This is a genomic window from Alistipes sp. Marseille-P2263 (genome assembly GCF_018101075.1).
GTDB classification, from domain to species: Bacteria; Bacteroidota; Bacteroidia; order Bacteroidales; family Rikenellaceae; genus Alistipes; species Alistipes dispar.
In genome coordinates, this window is record NZ_JAGQEJ010000005.1 from 19,579 (window position 1) to 36,917 (window position 17,339).

General features: G+C 50.5%; 27 protein-coding genes. All 27 read left to right on the forward strand.

Features of this window, described 5'->3' with window-relative positions; genetic code table 11:
• Window positions 1-27 precede the first annotated feature (27 nt).
• The 27 genes from KB554_RS07230 to KB554_RS07360 all read left to right on the forward strand — a co-directional run bounded on the left by KB554_RS07230 (window position 28) and on the right by KB554_RS07360 (window position 17,242).
• The gene (locus tag KB554_RS07230; RefSeq protein WP_004293660.1) at window positions 28-696 is read left to right on the forward strand and encodes a hypothetical protein; all 669 of its coding nucleotides are present in this window, start codon (window positions 28-30) and stop codon (window positions 694-696) included.
• A gap of 130 nt (window positions 697-826) precedes the next feature.
• Window positions 827-1,216 (forward strand): hypothetical protein, encoded by a 390-nt coding sequence (locus tag KB554_RS07235; protein ID WP_242116317.1) that lies wholly within the window; start codon window positions 827-829, stop codon window positions 1,214-1,216.
• Window positions 1,217-1,292: 76 nt separating this feature from the next.
• Window positions 1,293-1,649, forward strand: a complete 357-nt coding sequence (locus KB554_RS07240; RefSeq protein WP_004319780.1) for a hypothetical protein — start codon at window positions 1,293-1,295, stop codon at window positions 1,647-1,649.
• A gap of 3 nt (window positions 1,650-1,652) precedes the next feature.
• Entirely contained in the window at window positions 1,653-2,018 is a 366-nt protein-coding gene (gene tnpB, locus KB554_RS07245; protein WP_004312010.1) for an IS66 family insertion sequence element accessory protein TnpB, read from the forward strand.
• A 75-nt stretch (window positions 2,019-2,093) separates the two neighbouring features.
• Window positions 2,094-3,767, forward strand: a complete 1,674-nt coding sequence (locus tag KB554_RS07250; protein WP_004312011.1) for an IS66-like element ISBf10 family transposase — start codon at window positions 2,094-2,096, stop codon at window positions 3,765-3,767.
• A 583-nt stretch (window positions 3,768-4,350) separates the two neighbouring features.
• A complete protein-coding gene (locus KB554_RS07255; RefSeq protein ID WP_004293662.1) occupies window positions 4,351-6,255 on the forward strand; it encodes a hypothetical protein in 1,905 nt (634 codons plus the stop codon).
• A complete protein-coding gene (locus KB554_RS07260; RefSeq protein ID WP_004293663.1) occupies window positions 6,252-7,124 on the forward strand; it encodes a DpnD/PcfM family protein in 873 nt (290 codons plus the stop codon). Before KB554_RS07255 ends, KB554_RS07260 begins: the two co-directional genes overlap by 4 nt.
• Window positions 7,125-7,264: 140 nt before the next feature.
• Entirely contained in the window at window positions 7,265-7,936 is a 672-nt protein-coding gene (locus KB554_RS07265) for a hypothetical protein (protein ID WP_004293664.1), read from the forward strand.
• Window positions 7,933-8,283, forward strand: a complete 351-nt coding sequence (locus KB554_RS07270; protein ID WP_004293665.1) for a hypothetical protein — start codon at window positions 7,933-7,935, stop codon at window positions 8,281-8,283. The genes KB554_RS07265 and KB554_RS07270 overlap by 4 nt, the downstream gene beginning before the upstream one ends.
• Window positions 8,284-8,604 (forward strand): hypothetical protein, encoded by a 321-nt coding sequence (locus KB554_RS07275; protein WP_004293666.1) that lies wholly within the window; start codon window positions 8,284-8,286, stop codon window positions 8,602-8,604. It begins immediately after the preceding gene.
• A 19-nt stretch (window positions 8,605-8,623) separates the two neighbouring features.
• The gene (locus KB554_RS07280) at window positions 8,624-9,043 is read left to right on the forward strand and encodes a hypothetical protein (RefSeq protein WP_004303935.1); all 420 of its coding nucleotides are present in this window, start codon (window positions 8,624-8,626) and stop codon (window positions 9,041-9,043) included.
• Between the two features lie 32 nt (window positions 9,044-9,075).
• Window positions 9,076-9,594, forward strand: coding sequence for a hypothetical protein (locus KB554_RS07285; RefSeq protein ID WP_004293668.1), 519 nt, complete (start codon window positions 9,076-9,078; stop codon window positions 9,592-9,594).
• 34 nt (window positions 9,595-9,628) lie between these two features.
• Window positions 9,629-9,808 carry a hypothetical protein gene (locus KB554_RS07290; RefSeq protein ID WP_004293669.1) on the forward strand — a complete coding sequence of 60 codons (180 nt, stop codon included), beginning with the start codon at window positions 9,629-9,631 and terminating at the stop codon, window positions 9,806-9,808.
• A complete protein-coding gene (locus KB554_RS07295; protein ID WP_004293670.1) occupies window positions 9,789-10,052 on the forward strand; it encodes a hypothetical protein in 264 nt (87 codons plus the stop codon). The genes KB554_RS07290 and KB554_RS07295 overlap by 20 nt, the downstream gene beginning before the upstream one ends.
• Window positions 10,053-10,063: 11 nt before the next feature.
• Window positions 10,064-10,567: a hypothetical protein gene (locus KB554_RS07300; RefSeq protein WP_004293671.1), complete on the forward strand. Its 504-nt coding sequence runs from the start codon at window positions 10,064-10,066 to the stop codon at window positions 10,565-10,567.
• Between the two features lie 71 nt (window positions 10,568-10,638).
• A complete protein-coding gene (locus KB554_RS07305; protein WP_242116321.1) occupies window positions 10,639-11,289 on the forward strand; it encodes a radical SAM protein in 651 nt (216 codons plus the stop codon).
• Window positions 11,290-11,309: 20 nt separating this feature from the next.
• Window positions 11,310-12,212: a hypothetical protein gene (locus tag KB554_RS07310; protein WP_004293673.1), complete on the forward strand. Its 903-nt coding sequence runs from the start codon at window positions 11,310-11,312 to the stop codon at window positions 12,210-12,212.
• Window positions 12,213-12,313: 101 nt separating this feature from the next.
• Complete coding sequence (locus KB554_RS07315; RefSeq protein WP_008143055.1) at window positions 12,314-12,790, forward strand: hypothetical protein; 477 nt, start codon at window positions 12,314-12,316, stop codon at window positions 12,788-12,790.
• Between the two features lie 38 nt (window positions 12,791-12,828).
• Window positions 12,829-13,275 (forward strand): hypothetical protein, encoded by a 447-nt coding sequence (locus KB554_RS07320; protein WP_004293675.1) that lies wholly within the window; start codon window positions 12,829-12,831, stop codon window positions 13,273-13,275.
• Between the two features lie 22 nt (window positions 13,276-13,297).
• The gene (locus KB554_RS07325) at window positions 13,298-13,804 is read left to right on the forward strand and encodes a hypothetical protein (RefSeq protein ID WP_004293676.1); all 507 of its coding nucleotides are present in this window, start codon (window positions 13,298-13,300) and stop codon (window positions 13,802-13,804) included.
• A gap of 12 nt (window positions 13,805-13,816) precedes the next feature.
• On the forward strand, window positions 13,817-14,410 hold the full coding sequence (locus KB554_RS07330; protein ID WP_004293677.1) for a hypothetical protein: 594 nt from the start codon (window positions 13,817-13,819) through the stop codon (window positions 14,408-14,410).
• A complete protein-coding gene (locus tag KB554_RS07335; RefSeq protein ID WP_004293678.1) occupies window positions 14,386-14,721 on the forward strand; it encodes a hypothetical protein in 336 nt (111 codons plus the stop codon). The genes KB554_RS07330 and KB554_RS07335 overlap by 25 nt, the downstream gene beginning before the upstream one ends.
• A 3-nt stretch (window positions 14,722-14,724) precedes the next feature.
• Window positions 14,725-15,381, forward strand: coding sequence for a hypothetical protein (locus tag KB554_RS07340; RefSeq protein ID WP_004293679.1), 657 nt, complete (start codon window positions 14,725-14,727; stop codon window positions 15,379-15,381).
• A 22-nt stretch (window positions 15,382-15,403) separates the two neighbouring features.
• The gene (locus KB554_RS07345; protein ID WP_004293680.1) at window positions 15,404-15,712 is read left to right on the forward strand and encodes an LPD28 domain-containing protein; all 309 of its coding nucleotides are present in this window, start codon (window positions 15,404-15,406) and stop codon (window positions 15,710-15,712) included.
• Between the two features lie 13 nt (window positions 15,713-15,725).
• Window positions 15,726-16,136 carry a hypothetical protein gene (locus KB554_RS07350; protein WP_004293681.1) on the forward strand — a complete coding sequence of 137 codons (411 nt, stop codon included), beginning with the start codon at window positions 15,726-15,728 and terminating at the stop codon, window positions 16,134-16,136.
• 154 nt (window positions 16,137-16,290) lie between these two features.
• A complete protein-coding gene (locus KB554_RS07355) occupies window positions 16,291-16,614 on the forward strand; it encodes a hypothetical protein (protein WP_004293682.1) in 324 nt (107 codons plus the stop codon).
• Entirely contained in the window at window positions 16,586-17,242 is a 657-nt protein-coding gene (locus tag KB554_RS07360; protein WP_004303923.1) for a hypothetical protein, read from the forward strand. The genes KB554_RS07355 and KB554_RS07360 overlap by 29 nt, the downstream gene beginning before the upstream one ends.
• Window positions 17,243-17,339: the final 97 nt, after the last annotated feature.

A 17,339-nucleotide genomic window follows, 5' to 3' on the forward strand; every position in this document is an offset into this window, starting at 1 on the left:
TATAACATATCAAAATCAGAACTGTAAATGGACACACCGATATATATCGACACATACTTCCGCGTCGAGTCCGGCTATGACGGCGGTCGCATGCCGGAAGAGAAAGCCGGACGCTTCTTCGACGAGGTAAAGCGCCTTTTCACGGAAACAGGGTTCAGCATCAAGGAAAACAAATACAAAGACGGTTGTCCCGAGGTGTATCTCGGAAAGACATGCCTGTACTGTCATCCCCAATCGTTATCGGGCCCTGTTCTTAAAGAGCACATGGAGCTTATCGAGAAGATTCTGGCACAAGGAACGACCTTCCGGTACCTACGTACTGACACTTACGGCGAGATTCTCGACCTGACGGAGGAGGAAGAACTCGCGTATTACCACAAGACTCATGACATGACTATCGGGGGTGTCTTTCTCGACGCCTTCCGCACCAAGCGCCGGAACCTGTACAAGAGCCGGGAGCAGGTGCTGGAAATACTCGTCGAAAAGCTGCGTGTCAAGACACTCCGTGGGAAGTCCGTTTATTCGAACACCTCCCCGGCATACCGTTATATCAGGGAAATGTACGGGAAAATGGTGTCTGAAGGACGGCTCGTCGAGGGATGCAAGCAAACCGCTTCCGGGAAACTGCCGCTCTGCCGCACGGCAACCGGCAGGGAACTGAAAATGAAAAGACGGGAAGACGACAGGACGGAATGACACGCGGTTCCGTACCGGACATGGCCGGATACCAGTCCGAAGACTTCTGTAAATCATAATTTTCAAGCCGGACTGTCAATCGAAAGAAGGACGACCCGGCTATACTTCAACAACAAGAGATAGCACTATTATGAGCATACAAATCGGAAAACTGTTGCCGGACGGCAGTGTCCGGCACATCAAGGCGCTCCATGAGACGCTTTCAAAAGACCTTGTGAGGAAACTCCGGGTGTTCTATCCCAATGACAGACGGGTAGATGCCCTGCTGTCGCTGGGCGACATACAAAAACTGGGACCGTCACCCTATGGAAAATGGACAGGAACCGGCGATACCGTCCACTGTTTTTCAAAGATCCGTGACGGACGGGAAACACCGCGGCAATCCGCATCACGCATCGCGGACAACGCAGACATTTTCGGCCGCATGGAGGACACGTGCCTCCTGTTCGATAACGGCAGATGGCATGTCATGGACAAGGGAGAATACTGTGAACAGCCGCTCTTCGTCGAAGATACGTAAGCATTCGATAAACTCCCCCTTTCATTCTAAAAATGTGATATTACTTTTGTAATCAAAGTAAAAAAGCTCAATTGTTATGTCACATCAATGGACCATGGAAGATTTTGAATCTATTTATTCCCGTTTCAAGTCGAGCGGACTGTCAGTTATGGATTTTTGTTCGAATGAATGTATTCGTCCCAAACGTTTCTACGAGTGGCGTTCCAAGCTGTTGCGCAAAGGCGGCTTTATCCCGGTAAAGGTAAACAGTAAGGGCCAGGTCAGTCTTCCCCATAAGGAGAAATCCCTGCTGTCTGCCCCTCCGGTCAGCCCGTCGCCAATTCCCCAGCCGCTATGTGAGATCTCCTATCCCAATGGCGTCACAGTCCGCTTGAACAGCCCTTTGTCACCGGAGGTATTGCAAACCCTGATATTTTTGAATTCAAACCGTTAGCCTATGTTTTCTTTGAATGAATCCAACAGATATTATCTTTACCCGTATCCGACAGACATGCGTAAGAGTTTTTATACGCTTAGCGGCATCGTGACCAACCAGATGGGAAAGAATGTACGGGACGGTGACGCTTTCATTTTTATCAATGCGAATTGTACCTGTATGAAAATCCTCCATATGGAATATGGTGGTCTGGTGATATACCATATGAGGCTGGAACATGGGCACTTCCATCTGCCGGTCATAAATACGGAGGAAGGTCGGATTAAAGCGATTGAAACCTTCTGGAATGACCTTGTGATGATGGTTCAAGGAATGGACGGCAGCAAGGTCAGGCGTTATAAAAGGAGTGGTTTCCATGGGTTGTAGTTGTAACAAATTATAACATATACAATGCCGTATTCCGGCTGTTTTTTAGTATCTTAGCATCATATTTAAACGATTATGCCAACCGATAAGGAATTACTGATAAAGGATCTCATGCACAAATGCGACTGTCTGTATAGAGAAAACAGCCGGTTGAAGGAGATGGTGTCCACGCAGCCCCTTAAAGCTGCGGACAAAGAGGTGTATGAGGCTTTATTGTCTGACAAGGATGCCATAATCGCCCAAAAGGAAGCAAAAATCAACAGTCTGGAGCAACGTGTATCCTATCTTGAACGGCAGTTGTACGGTAAGAAGGCGGAAAAGTTCATAAAGCCTGACGCCCAGGACCGCTGGCTGGATTTTGAAGGCTTTGACATGCTTCCCCAGGAGGCTGAAGCCGCAGAAGAAGCAGAAAAGGAGTTGAAGGCTACCAGAGAAGCGATCATCGCCCGTAAAAAAGCGGGGAAGCAGCATCCTGCGAGAAAATCCCTTCCGGAGAATCTTGAGCGTGAGGTGGTCCATATATATCCCGAAGGGTATAATCCGGAAGAGTGGACGCTCCTTCCCGGAGAGGAAGTGACCGAGATCCTTATGCACGAGCCCGAGAAGTTCTATATCCGCAGGATAGTGCGCCATACAGCCAAACGGAAGGGTACAAACGAGTTCAAGACCGGCCCGCTTCCCGTCATGCCAATAGCAAAGAGCTATGCCTCTGCCTCATTGCTGGCAGACATGATGATAGGGAAATATGTGGATCACATACCGTTCCACAGGCAACTGGAACAGTTCAAACGTGTGGGGGTACATCTCCCCGCGTCAACGGTCAACGACTGGTTCAAGGATGTGGCGGATTTGCTAAGGCCCCTTTACTTCCGATTATGGGAGCTGGTGATGCAGACTGACTACATACAGTCGGATGAAACGACAATCCCCGTGATGAATGACGAGAGACACAAGACGGTCAAAGGTTATATCTGGCTTGTGCGCAGTGTCATGACCGGACGTCAGTTCTTTTACTATGACAAGGGTTCCCGAAGTGGAAAGGTGGTGCTGAAACTCTTCGGCAAGTTCCGGGGAGCCATACAGACGGACGGATACGAAAGGTACGAGATGCTGGACGCCAAGAAAGGTATTATCCTTCTTGGCTGTTGGGCCCATGCACGCAGACATTTTTGGGAGGCAAGAAAGAATGACATGCAGCGTGCCGACTATGCGCTCGCACAGATACAGTTGCTTTATGACGTGGAGCGTAAGGCTGACGATGAACGCCTGACTTACGAACAGAGGGCTGAACTTAGGGCACGTCTTGCATATCCCATACTTGTGCGCTTCGAGAAATGGCTGGTCAATGAATATCCCAAAGTAATGAAAGACAGTCCGATCGGAAAAGCCATAAAATATACATACGGAAGGTTCGACAAACTCTCCAGGTACCATCTGGACGGTCGTTACAGACCGGATAATAACGAGATAGAAAATAAAGTGCGGCCTGTCGCGTGCGGCAGACGTAATTACCTGTTCTGTGGCAATAATGATGCCGCTGAAGATGCGGCGGTGCTCTACTCGTTCTTCGGCTGCTGCAAGGCTGCCGGGGCTGACTTCCGCACGTGGCTGATCTACTTCCTTGAACATATACATGATTATGACGATGACTACTCGATGGATCTGGCCGAATTGTTACCTGACAATCTGTTATCCAAGGGCAAGATATTATCCGTTACGTCACCGGAATCTCCCAAGAAAGACTCCTGATACCTTCGTAAATCTCGCCTAAACACGGGAAAACTACCGTTTTATGCCAATCAAGACGGGAAAATAGGGAATAAAGTGCCGTTTTTATCTTCATTATCCCCGATAAATAGGGAAAATAAGGGAAAGAATACCCTTTTATACCAATTATGGCGGGAAAGTAGGGATAAAAATATCGCTTTATCACATTTGTCACAGGAAAATAAGGGGCAAAGGGGAAAAACTTCCTTTTATCCGCTCCATTAGTAGGGATAATATCAATTACTATAGAACCCGCACATCTTTGGGTTGAATTGATGTAACAATAAATCATAGAACGATAAAATGAATAAACGACATTATGAACATACGTTACCCAATATACGAGGGAGTTTATCGAATACTTACGAAGATACGCCCTCCCATGACAGCATGAAACCGATCACGGTATATGTGAACAACCATGTCCGACTCGAAAAGATAAATACACCGCAGCACTGGCAGGGACTTGAGGAACTCGCCGAACGGGAATCCAGGATACTCTATGTCTACCGGGGGTGCCGCCTTGTGAGAATCGTCCGTTCGTCCAACCTTAAAAAGAAACTGTATGCGGCACAATAACATCGTATCGGCCATAGAATGGCTGCCGGAACACCTGTTCACGGAAGAGATCGTGGAAGCAGCCGTCGAAAGCAAGGAAATAGAGGTGCTGAGCCATATTCCGGGACGTTTCCTCACACCCGGACGTATAGAACGAATCATCGCGGGCAGCACGGAGAGCTGGCACAGCTTCGAGCTGCGCAATATTCCGGAGGCGTACCGTTCGGGAGCAGTCTGTGACTACGCCATGCGCAAAAAACCGAAGAATATCACGGCCGTTCCCGAAGCAATGGTTACCCGAGAAATGGCAGAAGCGGTCATCCGAAACGGACGCGGGGATTTCGACATTCTCGCCTTCATACCTGAACGCCTTTGGGATGCGCAACTGGCATACCTGGCCTTGCGCAGCTATATTTACGACCCGTATTACACGGACAGCAGGACAGACGCCGTCATGAAAACGGGGCTTATCCTCGGATATGTCCCCGTTGAGGTAAAGACTCAAGAGTTCTATTACGGGATGCTCGACGGGATGAAAATATTGAGCACGGTTACCGATGCCGTCGTGCCGTCCCGTTTCAAGACTGCGGCATACTACCGCAAGATGGCGGAACATGACCTCTCGCTTGTTCCCGCCCGGTTCTATTCCTATGAGATTCTCCATGCGGCTGTCTGTTCGACCGAAGGAAAAAACTTCATCACAGACCCCCAGTTTTTCAAGCCGTTGTCGGTATATCTGGACGACATGCTGGCGGACCGGCTGATGGAGAAACACCCTTACATGTTCGGGGAGTTGCCGAAGCGGTTCAAGACACCGGAAAGACTGGTCATTGCCATCGATAACAGCAAACGGGAGACGAACTGCTATATCGACGAGGAAACTGAACAATCCCTGCTCACGGTGGAAGTGTGCAAGGCATTCATCCGAAGAAACGGCAACTGTCCCGAATTTCCTGAAAATGTATGGACGCGGGAATTTGTCGACTACTGCATGGAGCACGGGACGAGTTTCCGCTGGTTCCGCCAGATGCCCAAAAAGTTCCAGAGCTCCGCGAACACGCAGGCGGCGTATGATTACGGTCATTACCATATCTGTGACTTTGCCAAACGGTTCATCACTCCGCAAATGGCGAAGGAGTGCTACCAGGAGCGCAGTTATGCACATGCCATCCCCGGACATTTCCTCACGGAGTTCTGCCGACAGACCGGACTGCCCGAGAAGTTCTACGGCGGGGAAACCACGATGCTGTCGCTGAAAAACAGCCGTGACGACTATACTTACTGCAAAGTCGGCAATACCTGTCTGGCCTTTTACCTGAAAGAACAATACGAGCCGTCCTCGGCACATCTGATGATGACGCGGTCGGATTCAAAATACTGCACGCCGGAGAAGGTGTTCGACGTGCCTGTCGGAACCTTCCACCGCACGTGGCTGGAAAAGATCGTGGCGGAAAACGACCCCCGCTTTGTCAAACCCCGTGTGGACAAAGCGTTGAAAGCCGTACAGGCGGTCTGCTATTACGGTGTCGAGAAGTTGAAGGACCTGAACCGTACGGAAATCTTCCGCAACACCTTCATGGGTGAGACCATCGGTTACTGCGCCCGCCGCAGGGACCTGACCTACCACAGCGACAACTGCGGGACCCTTATCGAGGGCTTGAAGTTCAAGATCCGGGGAATGGCTGTCCCCGTAACCTTGGCGGAAGACATGACTCCTTATACGGCCGACATGCTGCACCGGAAGTTCGGCTTCTGCTATATCGGAATGACGGCATTCGCCACGGACTACGGCCTGGACATGGAGAAGGCATACACCTTTGCACAGATGCGCCAGATCGTAAGGGAGAAAGGGCACAAGCCGTCATTGAGAAACTACAAACGTGAACTGAAACAAATAAACATCATACAATGAAAAAATACCGGATAGCTATCGAAGAGACGCTCCGTAAGGTCGTGGAGATCGAGGCAGAAACGCCCGGTCTGGCCGTCTGCAGGGCGGAAGACGAATACAATGAAGAGAAACACGTGCTGTCAGCCGACAATTTCGCAGGAGCTGACATCGCGCTCTCGACTGATGACAGCACGGTCATGGAGACTCTGGAAGACGTGGATTTCATCGGATACGTGCAACGCCGTTTCGAGGAATGCCGGGAGTCCATATCCGTCGAAGACAAAGTCCGGCTGGCATTCGGAAGTTTCGACAACGCCCTGTATGAGTTCGGCGAATACCGTAAGGAGGCGGCTCGGAACCGCCCGCAGGTCTACCTGCTGTACCGGAGCGATGCCTGGCACAACCGTTCTTCCATGGAGCTCATAGCCCCGTTCTCCTCCCTCGAAAACATGATGGAGTACCTGCGGCGTAAGAAGAAGGAATTCCGCCTGACGGAAAGTGATCTGGAAGAGTTCAAGAACAACCGGCAGACGAAGGGGCGCGACGAAAACTACCTGTACGAGTCGGATTATTTGGATGTGCTGCCGGAACAGGAACCCGAACTGCCGCCGAAAGATGACGCTTTCTATGACAAGGTTTTCACCTGCGGGCAATCCGAGCTGTCACGCAGGGAGTTGGAATCTCTGCCGGAGCCGTTCGATACCTACCATGTTACGGACGAAGAAATGGAACAGATTGTGTACGAAACGGAAATGGAGACACGGGACCGGCTGCGGCTCGGTAAAAGAAAGCCCATAGATTTTGACAATGACCGCCATAGTGAAATCTGGTGGGAAGAAATGGAAAAAGCAGTGGTAAGGCACGGCGTACCGTACTACGAGGCCGAATAACGAAAATAGAACCTGTTCATCACATGCCATAATGATGACGGGCCGTCGCGGCTACGGCTGCGGCGGTCTTTTTTTTCAAAACGAGGTGAGTATTCCACCCCTTATACAAAACGATTACCTACTCTTAAAAAAACGGATTTATGAAACAGACAAGACAGGATTTCTTCACGGCGAACGGGGAAGGAATCAAAATCATGACATTTACGGAGTTCGCCCGGCATATCCTGCGTATGGAATGCGGGGAAAGTCTGGAACTGTATGCCGTTGTGAACCGGCAGACACGGGAATGCTCCCGGCCGCTCTCTGTCAGAAAGGAACAATGGAACGGTACGCCCTTTTACCTGCTCGGCGGGCACGGGCAGGAAGTCCGTACCATCAATTTTGCGGGTCGTCCGAAAGAGGAGTTTGAAACGACCTGCCATGATGTCTTGGACAGCTACGATGCCGTGGAAAGTATCGGGGCGGTCGTGTCAAGACTGCGTGAATTATCTCCTGAAGAACTGCATAAGCGGATTGCGGAAGAGATGAAGACCGGCTGTAAATACCTGTTGGTCTACCGCAGCGAGGAGGAGATGACGGCCGCACTCGACGGCAAGATATACGCCATCAGCGATACGGACGGCAAATTCCTTTGCGACCTGTATCAGCCGGATTATCTCCATCTGGAAAACGGGGGCGATATTGTGGACACCGCATCCATTCCGGACATGCATTTCCATTCCGATTGGGCAATCGCCAACCCCACGGTACGCGACAAGGTGCTCTCCTCCCGGATGGTGATTATATATACCCACGAAACGGTAACGCTATGATAGAGATTGGCAACAGGATAGAAACGCCGGAAGGTGTGTTCTATGAACTGGAATACGGAGGGGAAGGAAACATCTACAAGAACGAGGATGCCTTTCTCAACCGCCCCGATGAAGTGTGCTATGTACCTGAATACGCGGCAGAAGACCGTGAGGACTGGCGTGTGTCGGAGAGCAGTGACGGCTGTTTCACGCATAACTCACTGCTCGCCCTGTGCAAGGGTAATGAAGAGGTGTGCCAGGATCTGTTTTACAGCCTTGAATGGACGTACCCGACCACCTTGCTGGAAGAATGGGACTCGAACGGCTATTTCGATGAGATCGAGGGCTGGTATGACAGTAACGATTAAATGGAACGGCATATCATGGACAGGAAATACAAAATCACATACTCGGGAAAAATCACGGGCAAGACCCCGAACTACATATTGAGCCTGCGGGCGCATCTGAAAGGCATCTTCCCTGAAATGGAACGGTATGGTAAGGAAGAATTCGACCACGTGCTTCATTGCATCAGCTCGTTCATTGATGATTTTACCTTCAAGGTACGCAATTCCCGATACCGGGGAGACATCCTGAAAAGGACTATCAGTAACGACTGCCTGAAAGTGTTCAACCTGGGTGACGAGAAAGTGATACTGACCGTCTCCTTCACCCCGCTGGAAACATGAAACCAACAATATGACAGATATGGATAAAATACAGAAAGACAATGCGGAGCCGGGCAAAGCCCCGGACAAAATGAGCGCCGACAAGCTGCATCTGTTCGCCACCCAGTACGCCTTTATCGACGGACGGCTGCACGAGGCCGAGCAAGCCATGCTGAAATTCATGCTGGAGTTCCTGGCACAATATGGCCGCGTATCACTCGGCCTTACAGAAGAGGAGGAACTCGATGACAACAACTTCCCCGTCACGACAACCTTGTACGGGAAGCACGACACGCCCCGTATCAAGCTTACCGATGTCTACCTGACGGATGACGGGGAATATCTCCTTGCTGACGGAATAGATGCGGAGACCGGGGAAAAACGGGACGGATTCTATATCTACAGCGAACAATACGCCGATATCTTCCAGTTCGTCGGCCACGCTTCGGAGATGAACTGACGAATGAGGAACAACCATAAAACGAAATATCAATGGACTGTATCAAAGATTTACAAGACGCCATCCGCAACATTCTCGTGAACAACGGCCTTACGGAACTCTGTCTGGGAGAGCCTGACGAACTGGACGATCCCACCTATATCATCTGGTATGACAGGCACTGTGAGCCTCACGAAGACCCGGTATTGAAGGTTTACCTTGAAAATGAGGGCATTGCCGTTGAGGTCGAAGCCCGCAGTTTCGGGAACACGATAACCGTCTACGATTATGACATAGACCGTATTGAATGGTGGAAAGGCATTCATGCCAATATTCTGGAAGTGCTGGAGCGTGACGGCAAGCGCCGGTGTCCGGCCTGTGGCAGGACGGTCAAGGGGAAGCAGCGGTATTGCGGTGCCGGATGCCGTGATTTCATGACTCCCGGACCGACAGTGGAGCAGGTCGCGGAAAAAGCCAACCGGAATATCCGCAAACTGGCAAGCCTTGCCGCCGGAAAAGACAAGGCGTACCGGAAGCGGCTGATAGAGAAATATACCGTCGGTCCGTCATAAGCCGGCTTTGTTACACTAAAAAATGTATGATATTATGGCAACAAGAACCATTTACCTGACCGTACGGCTCGATATCGACAACCCGAAGGCTGATGAAATAACGGACGAAGAGGTTGACGAAATTATCAGCGAAGTGGACTATGAATTCAAAAATTACGGGGACTATGAAATCGACACGGAAATCTGCGGGAAAAATGACGAAGGTGGTCTTTAGACGCTATCCCGACGGACAGGTCATCGCCCTGTTCCCGGACATACCGTGGAGCGGACGGCGGGGTGAAATAACCTCCTACATGCATGTCGGCCAGCATGGCGCAGCCGACTATGCGGGCGTGATCGCCATGACACGGCCAGCCCATGAAAAGGAGTACCGCAACCCGCTTTCCGAACTGAGAGCCATCGGTTACGATGACCTACACATCATGCGGCGTGCAAGACCGAAATTCATAAACAGCTAAAAACAAATCTTATGTCTCATAAACCGAATGCCGTTCCTGTCTTGCAGGAGGGAACGGTCTATACAATTATACTTGACAACGGACGAAAGGTCCACGACGTAATCTATCATGCCTGTGTCGCCTCCGGCAAGTCGTATTTCGCCAAAGGCGATAAGACCTATCCCGCCGAAAAGGTGCGGAACCATTCAATCACCGGACATGCCGCATCGGACGGCTCTAGAAGGAACGGCACACCCAATCCCGACCGCTTCGCCATCACGGATGAAGTGTGCGAGGTCGTTGATGTAGTTACCACGCCGGAAACCAATCCGGAAATGTTCCGGTGTCGTGTCAAATGCCTGATGTATTCAGGCCTGTCACAAGCCGAGGCTGAGAAAGTCATCGCTTCAACGCCACTAAAGCTGGAACTCTTCTACGACGTAGGCCGTGGCAGTTTCGCTATTGACGCCGAGGCAGTTGGCAACACACCGCTGTATAATCCTTACACGGGAAAGGAAATCCCGGATGAAACCTAAGCCGAACTACATCGAATATGAGAGAACTATATATCAAGAATCTCTGCATCGAGATTACCCGACGTTGCAACATGCGCTGTACCCATTGCATGCGGGGAGATGCCGAATCCGTGGATATCCCTTTGAAACATATAAGCAACCTGCTGCGGCATGTCAGGCATATTCACCATTTCAACATCACGGGCGGCGAGCCGTCGCTTAACGTCCGGGCCATCCGCCATATCCTCGAACGGGTACGCGCCTACGGTATTACTGTCAATGACTTTTATATCGTAACCAACGGCTCTGCCACATCCCGTTCGGAGGAATTCATAGAAGCCTGCGCCGCACTGTACGAGTACCAGGAGGAAAAGGAACAGGACTCCGGCCACATGCTCGAAATGAGCGACGACCGCTTCCATGATCCGGCAGAGCATGCCGCCACGCTCGCGGCACTTTCCCCGTATCCCTTTTTCGGAGTCCGGGGACAGGCCGAGCGTATCTTCCTTTTCCGGGAAGGCCGCAGCACGGAGGGGTTTCCGAACCCTGTTCATGGGATTTATCTTACGGAGGAGAACTACGTTTACGGCGACCTCTGTCTCAATGCTGAAGGCATGGTTCTCTCCAACGGGGACCTGAGTTATGCCCGCCAACGGGAACATGCCCTGTGTCCCTGCGGGAAACTGATGCAATATCTCCGGATGACCTTGAAAAAGCGTCAAAAAGAAAGATTGTACGAATAAATACACAAATCAAAAAACTTATGTCAATCGTATGCAGTATCTGCGGCGGCACTGGAGTGAAATGTACCGCCGTCATCGACCCGAACACCAGACAGTTCCTCGAATTTACCCGCAACGCCTTGTCGGACGGCCGGTGCAGCCAGTGCGGCAACGTTGCCCTGACCGACCCTGACGAAGTAAAAGCCGGGCTGGACAAGCTTTGGACGGAATATACGGCGCGGCATCGTGCCGCCCCCAACTACACCTGCTGCGACATTGTCCGGCATGGTGATTACGACGGGTGTGAAAAGGCGTATATCCGCATCGGAGGCCCGTCAGACGTGGTCGAGAAGTATCCGGTCGTGGCCGTGTGCCGCGACCTCGAAGAGCTCAAATCACTTGCGCTCCCTGACCCGACGCGAGAATTTACCCTCATGGGAATTCAAGGGTTCGAGTTCCACGACGTGTTGGAAAACAAGACCTACGAGATCGGGGTGGACGACCTGAAAATTCCCGTCACGACGAAAGAGGTGCTGGACTTTTACCCGGCGGAACATCGGCTGAAAGAAACGGACATCGAACAATATGCCGCGGCTTACACGGCCCGTATCAAGGCGTACAGGGAGTATACCCGTCAGCTCGACGCCACACTCGTGCGGCGGCTTCTCGACAAAGAGCGGCTGATGAAAGTCGGCGAGAGCGACGGTTTCCGCTTGAAACTCCATTTCGACTGGTTTGTCATTTTAAAGCGGGAGAACGAAAGGATGTACGCGCCTTTCAAATACGCTGTAAATGCTTATTGTCTGGATAATATCCAAACTTTCGACCGTCGTTATGTCACGCTCGAAGATGCCTTGCTCCACTGCCTGAACGGTTTCAACGAGAACGCGAACATTCCTAACCGTTACAAGTCCATCGGGCATTACCTGTCGGGGAAATCCTGACGACGGGCAGTGTATCGACGGGTTACCGGAGGCCACGGGTGCTTTCCCCTTGACCGGAATACCGTCGGAACAAGTAACAATGTAACCAAAGAATAAAAAATATGATGAATGATTATAAAATCAAGAACATTCTCGAATCCCTGAAAGAGGAGGTCGAGAACGGGAAGGTATCCCTGCGGGAAGCTGCTGTCGAACTTCATAAAGCCGGCTGGACGAATTTCATCGACATCGACGCCACGAGGAACCTACTGAAGACCCGGAATGTAACGGGGAACGGAAATGTCCCGGGAGTTTCCGACATGATGGGAAAATACCGCGAGATGAAAGCGGCGCACCCGGATGCCCTGTACATTTTCCGAAACGGGGAATCTTGTGAATTGTATGAGGATGATGCCATCGCCGCTTCCGGCATTTTGGGCATTGCCACCGCCGAACGCGTCGACGGGCAAGGGAAAGGCGTCAAGGAACTGCGGTTTTCTTTTCGTGACCTGGACGTGTATCTCCCCAAACTGATACGCGCCGGAAACCGGGTGGCTGTCTGCGAACCGAATCAAACCGGTTCGGGCAAACGAGTTTGATAACCATTAAATAACAAATATTCAAAACCCAAAGACACATGATAAAGATAACAACGATTTTCGGCGAGGACGCCGTACGGGAATATGAAGAGAACAATGAACTGCCTTCTGAAGAATGGCTGGCGGATAACGGGGGCGTCGTGGACGAGAAAGAGTTCGAGACTGAGGCGGAGTACAATGCCTACATCGCCGGGGTAAACGATGCCGACGGATGGAGTGATTATCATATCATACGCCACCGGTCGGAAGAGGCGGACACCTCGAGAGAGGAAAATCTCTGGCTACGTCTCGGAATTAGCGTCCGGGGCAGCCGGGAGGACATCGAAAGGATTCTAAACGGGGACACCGAAACCCTTCGGAAACTGCTCGATGCCGGACGTTATGGGATTGGCGGAGAGACCTATGTCCCTGGTTCGACCGTCGAGGGGTACAACGAGGACCACGACACGGAGTTCGAGGAGGAAGACGTGGAGTTCCATTTATAATAAAACCACACCATCTGCAATAATGATAACAGTAAAAGTTCTACTCGGTAAGGATACTGTAAGCATATACAGGAAAACCGGGGATATCTCGTCGGTGGAGAGCACGGCCGAATCCGGGGGATATGTGATAACCCGACATTTCGAGACCGAAGCTGAATACAAAGCCTACGCAATGGCTGTGGAAGACCTGGACGGACATGAAGACTGGCAGATGCTGACTCCTGCCGTTACGCCGGAAGCTCCGTTCCGCAAAGGGGAATTTGTCCGGCTGACAGACGATGCAATTAAGCGGATACGTGAAAGTTTCGGGGACGGACCGGCTGACTACAGAAAGGAAATGATTTTGGAGGTGATTGCCTGGTGCCGCTATGAAGGCACATGGATCATTGAAGTCCGAGATATCCGTGAAGACGATACTCAGGAGTTCGATGCCGTTTTTCTGCGCCCCTTGACGGCACGGGATCTCGTGGCTATTTCCGCACCCCGACACCCGCTATCCACTGCGATATATCCTATTCACATCCGATAACTTAAATGATGCATGATGGAAAATATATTCATACTGCCCGGAAACGAACAGGAACTGTTTAACCGGTATTTAGATAACAACGAATACGGCCCTCTGAAAGAACGGCTGGAACTGGTCAGGAAAGCCTTGAGCAACAAGCTTTCCCCGGATGAACGCAATAAGCACGGGCTGAACGTGGGTGTGCATGAACTGTCCATGGAACGTAAGGAACTGGAAAGAAAGATATTCCAAATGGCACTCAAATCCTTTGCAGAACGGGTTTGTGACGAGCAACGCGCTCTTTGCGAACAGGGGTTCTGGCAGGCACCGTGCGGCAAAGAGGCGGAATATATCTCCTCCGCTCCGGTTCCGGACCTTGTAACGGACGTGAAGCAGTACAAGACCATTTGCCGCTGGTGGGAGAAGCTGTCCGATACCAGGAGGCTGAAGGTAGCGGCGATGTTTGCAAACGAACTGGGACCGATATACGGGCACGACACCGAAACGCTGGAACGGATTTATAGCCGCTGGTTTCTACTCTCCTTAGATGGCAAACAACGCATCTACCATTCATGGACCACAAACGAAAAACAGACTTCACCATGCCATACAAAAGCTCGGGAATAATCATCAGCGGGACACAATATGACCGCAGGCAGAAGCTCACTCCTTTTCAGAAGGCTGAAATTTTCCACCGTTACATGACAGAAGCTGTCAGCCAGCGCCAGCTTGCCCGGGAATACGGTGTCAGCCGCAGGCTGATAACCTTCATTGTGAACCCAGAAAGCGAAGAGCGGAACAAGGAACTGCTGAGAGAGAACAAGGCAAAAGGCTTGTATAAATATGACCGGAAGAAACATACCGAAAATATACGCAACCACCGTCGTTACAAACAGAGATTATTTCAAGAAGGTAAAATCATACTAAAAGATGGATAGACAATGAGAATACAGGAGAAACAAAAAGCGTTGGAACAGGAAGTTATAGCCAACCTGTGTGCGATACCGAAAATGCCGGAAAATATGTTGCCCCATACGGTATATGTCGAGGAGGAAGGGGAAGACGGGTATGGCCACGGGATACCGGTATACACCATGTACCGGTTGGAGGAGATACGCACGGACGGAAGCTGCACGCTTTACAACGCGGAAAGCCGGGAGCGTTTCACCTGCCGCCACCTGCATGAGATTAACATGGACTGGCTGGTGACAGTCTGGGAACGTTATCTGGAACTCTGTGTCGAGCAGGATATCTGGAAAGGGAATGCCGTTGCATTCCTGAAAGACCGTACCGGCAAACCGGAAGAGGAAATCATTTCATTCGTGGAAACCTCGTGGGACAAATGCCAGGCTTATACAGACAACCTCAAGGCGTTTCTTGGGGAAGATAAAGACCGGGAAATATGGATATTCTCTTTCCCGCTGGACGAATTTGAACGTGACGTTCCGGCCGGGAAAATCATCGTTGATTACGAAAATAACCCCGCAACGCGGGTTGAGAAGATGACACCGCTGGAATTTACGGCCAACATCAATGATGAATGTTTTGATGACCGGAACAATTGGGTAAGAGCCATTGAACTTCCCAAGCAGGAATAATAAACTATTTGAATCAATAAATATGATTACAAAAGAAAACATTGGCAACGAGACCTTTGAGTCTATGACCATCAATGACACGCCTGCATTGTTTACGGATATGCGGATTGACCGGAATGCCGTTCCGGAGGGACTGTACGCATACGATATCCGGGAGTCGGATGACGGGGACCGTCTGGCGACCATCGAACCGACGGTGATGGTAAATCATGGCGGAACCATCCTGACCAGGAAAGAGTTTATCACGGAAAAGGACGGCTATGTACAGATTGACGAATACGGTTTCGAGGCCTCCATGACACTGGAAGAGTGGCTTGAGGAAAACAATTAAATGTATAAAGGATATGGATATTAAGGAACTGACAGAAAGGTATCAGGATCGTTTCGATGCCCATTACCTGCAAGACGATAACGGAACCGGCAGAAAAGGTCGGAAACGGAAAAAGGAAGTTGAGACCCCGAATTTTCTCAAGGATGTTATCCGGCCGATCCTGGACACTTTGCCGGACTTGTTGCCGGAGTACGGGTTCACCAAAACTACGGATGATTACGCCATGTACGGCGAGTATTACCGTATCAAGGCGGGTATCGTCCTCGTGGGAGGTTTTTCCATCGATGAGGATTTTAACCTGTACTTCACGCCATTGTTCCATGGCAAAGCCTGCGGTAAGAGTCACAAAATCGACAGCATCGGACAACTCGTTGAAATCATCCGCGAACAATTTGAAAGAAGGGAGGTGAAGATGAAAGGATAGTTTCATGCAATAGACATGGGTCGTTCCGTAATTTATTGTATATTTGTCAGATGAAGAAAGTCTGTATATGTATTTCGGACGAAAGCCCGGCAGTTGAACGGATTACAGGCACTTTCATGTTTGGCTGACATCAAACCTAATATATCTATTTGATATGAAAAAGGAAGAGATTATTCGCCGCTGTTACGGCGGCATGAAGGAAAGGCATGGCGTGGAAACCATCATCCTTTTCCATGTCGGAGATTCATTCGAGGCGTATTTTGATGATGCCGAAACGATTACCCGGATCACGGAAGTGCCCCGGTTCAAGATGACGGCGGCAGGTATACCTGCCATCAGGATTTCCGACGCCGCCTTGGAAGAATGTAGAAACCGGTTGCTGGATGCAGGATGCAAGGTATGCGTGTCCGAGGTCCGGGGGGTATCCGGCCGCCACATTCTCAAAATCAATGAAACAAATACGGAAACGGGCCGATGAATTGATATTGATAGCGGCAGCAATAGGTCCTTGGACACTGTTGGTGGTAGCGGTATTAATCATCGGAACGCTGAAATGCTGTCTGACCACGGACTCGGACAGCATTGACGAAAGTATCAACAAATCACCGGGGATAGTCGCGCATGTCATGGTACTGGACAGTACGGATAATGGTTTTCGGGTGGTTTATGCGACGGCTGCGCCGGTAACGGATGAAAGGTTTGCCGAGATATGCGACAGGCCGGGTATTTTGGAGGGGTTCGAGAACCTGAAACGGAAAGCTCCCGAACACTTTGGCGGCAACCTGCTGGAAACCGACATCTGTGACTTCGCGTTGTACGCCTACCGGTTTCCTATCGATAAGGACGTACGGATACACAATATCTTTGTCGCCGGTAAAGAGAAAATGGACTTCTATGTCCGGAACAACCCGGACCTGCCCGGGTGCGCTACATGGATGCACCACGGTACGGAACAAGGGAACCAATATCTGAATGCTGACGATATAAATCACTGTATACCCAACGGAAGGCGGATTTACCGTTATTGGAAATGCCGTTATCTACTGCAAACTTCTGATACTGACGAGCGTTTCAGTCATTTTACAGAGGAGGAAAGGCTGTACTGAATGCAGCCTTTTCTCTATATATATTACACATAACCATCTGAAAATTAATAACTAAAACGTTTTGTTGGCGTGAAAAATTGGCATATATTTGTATGGA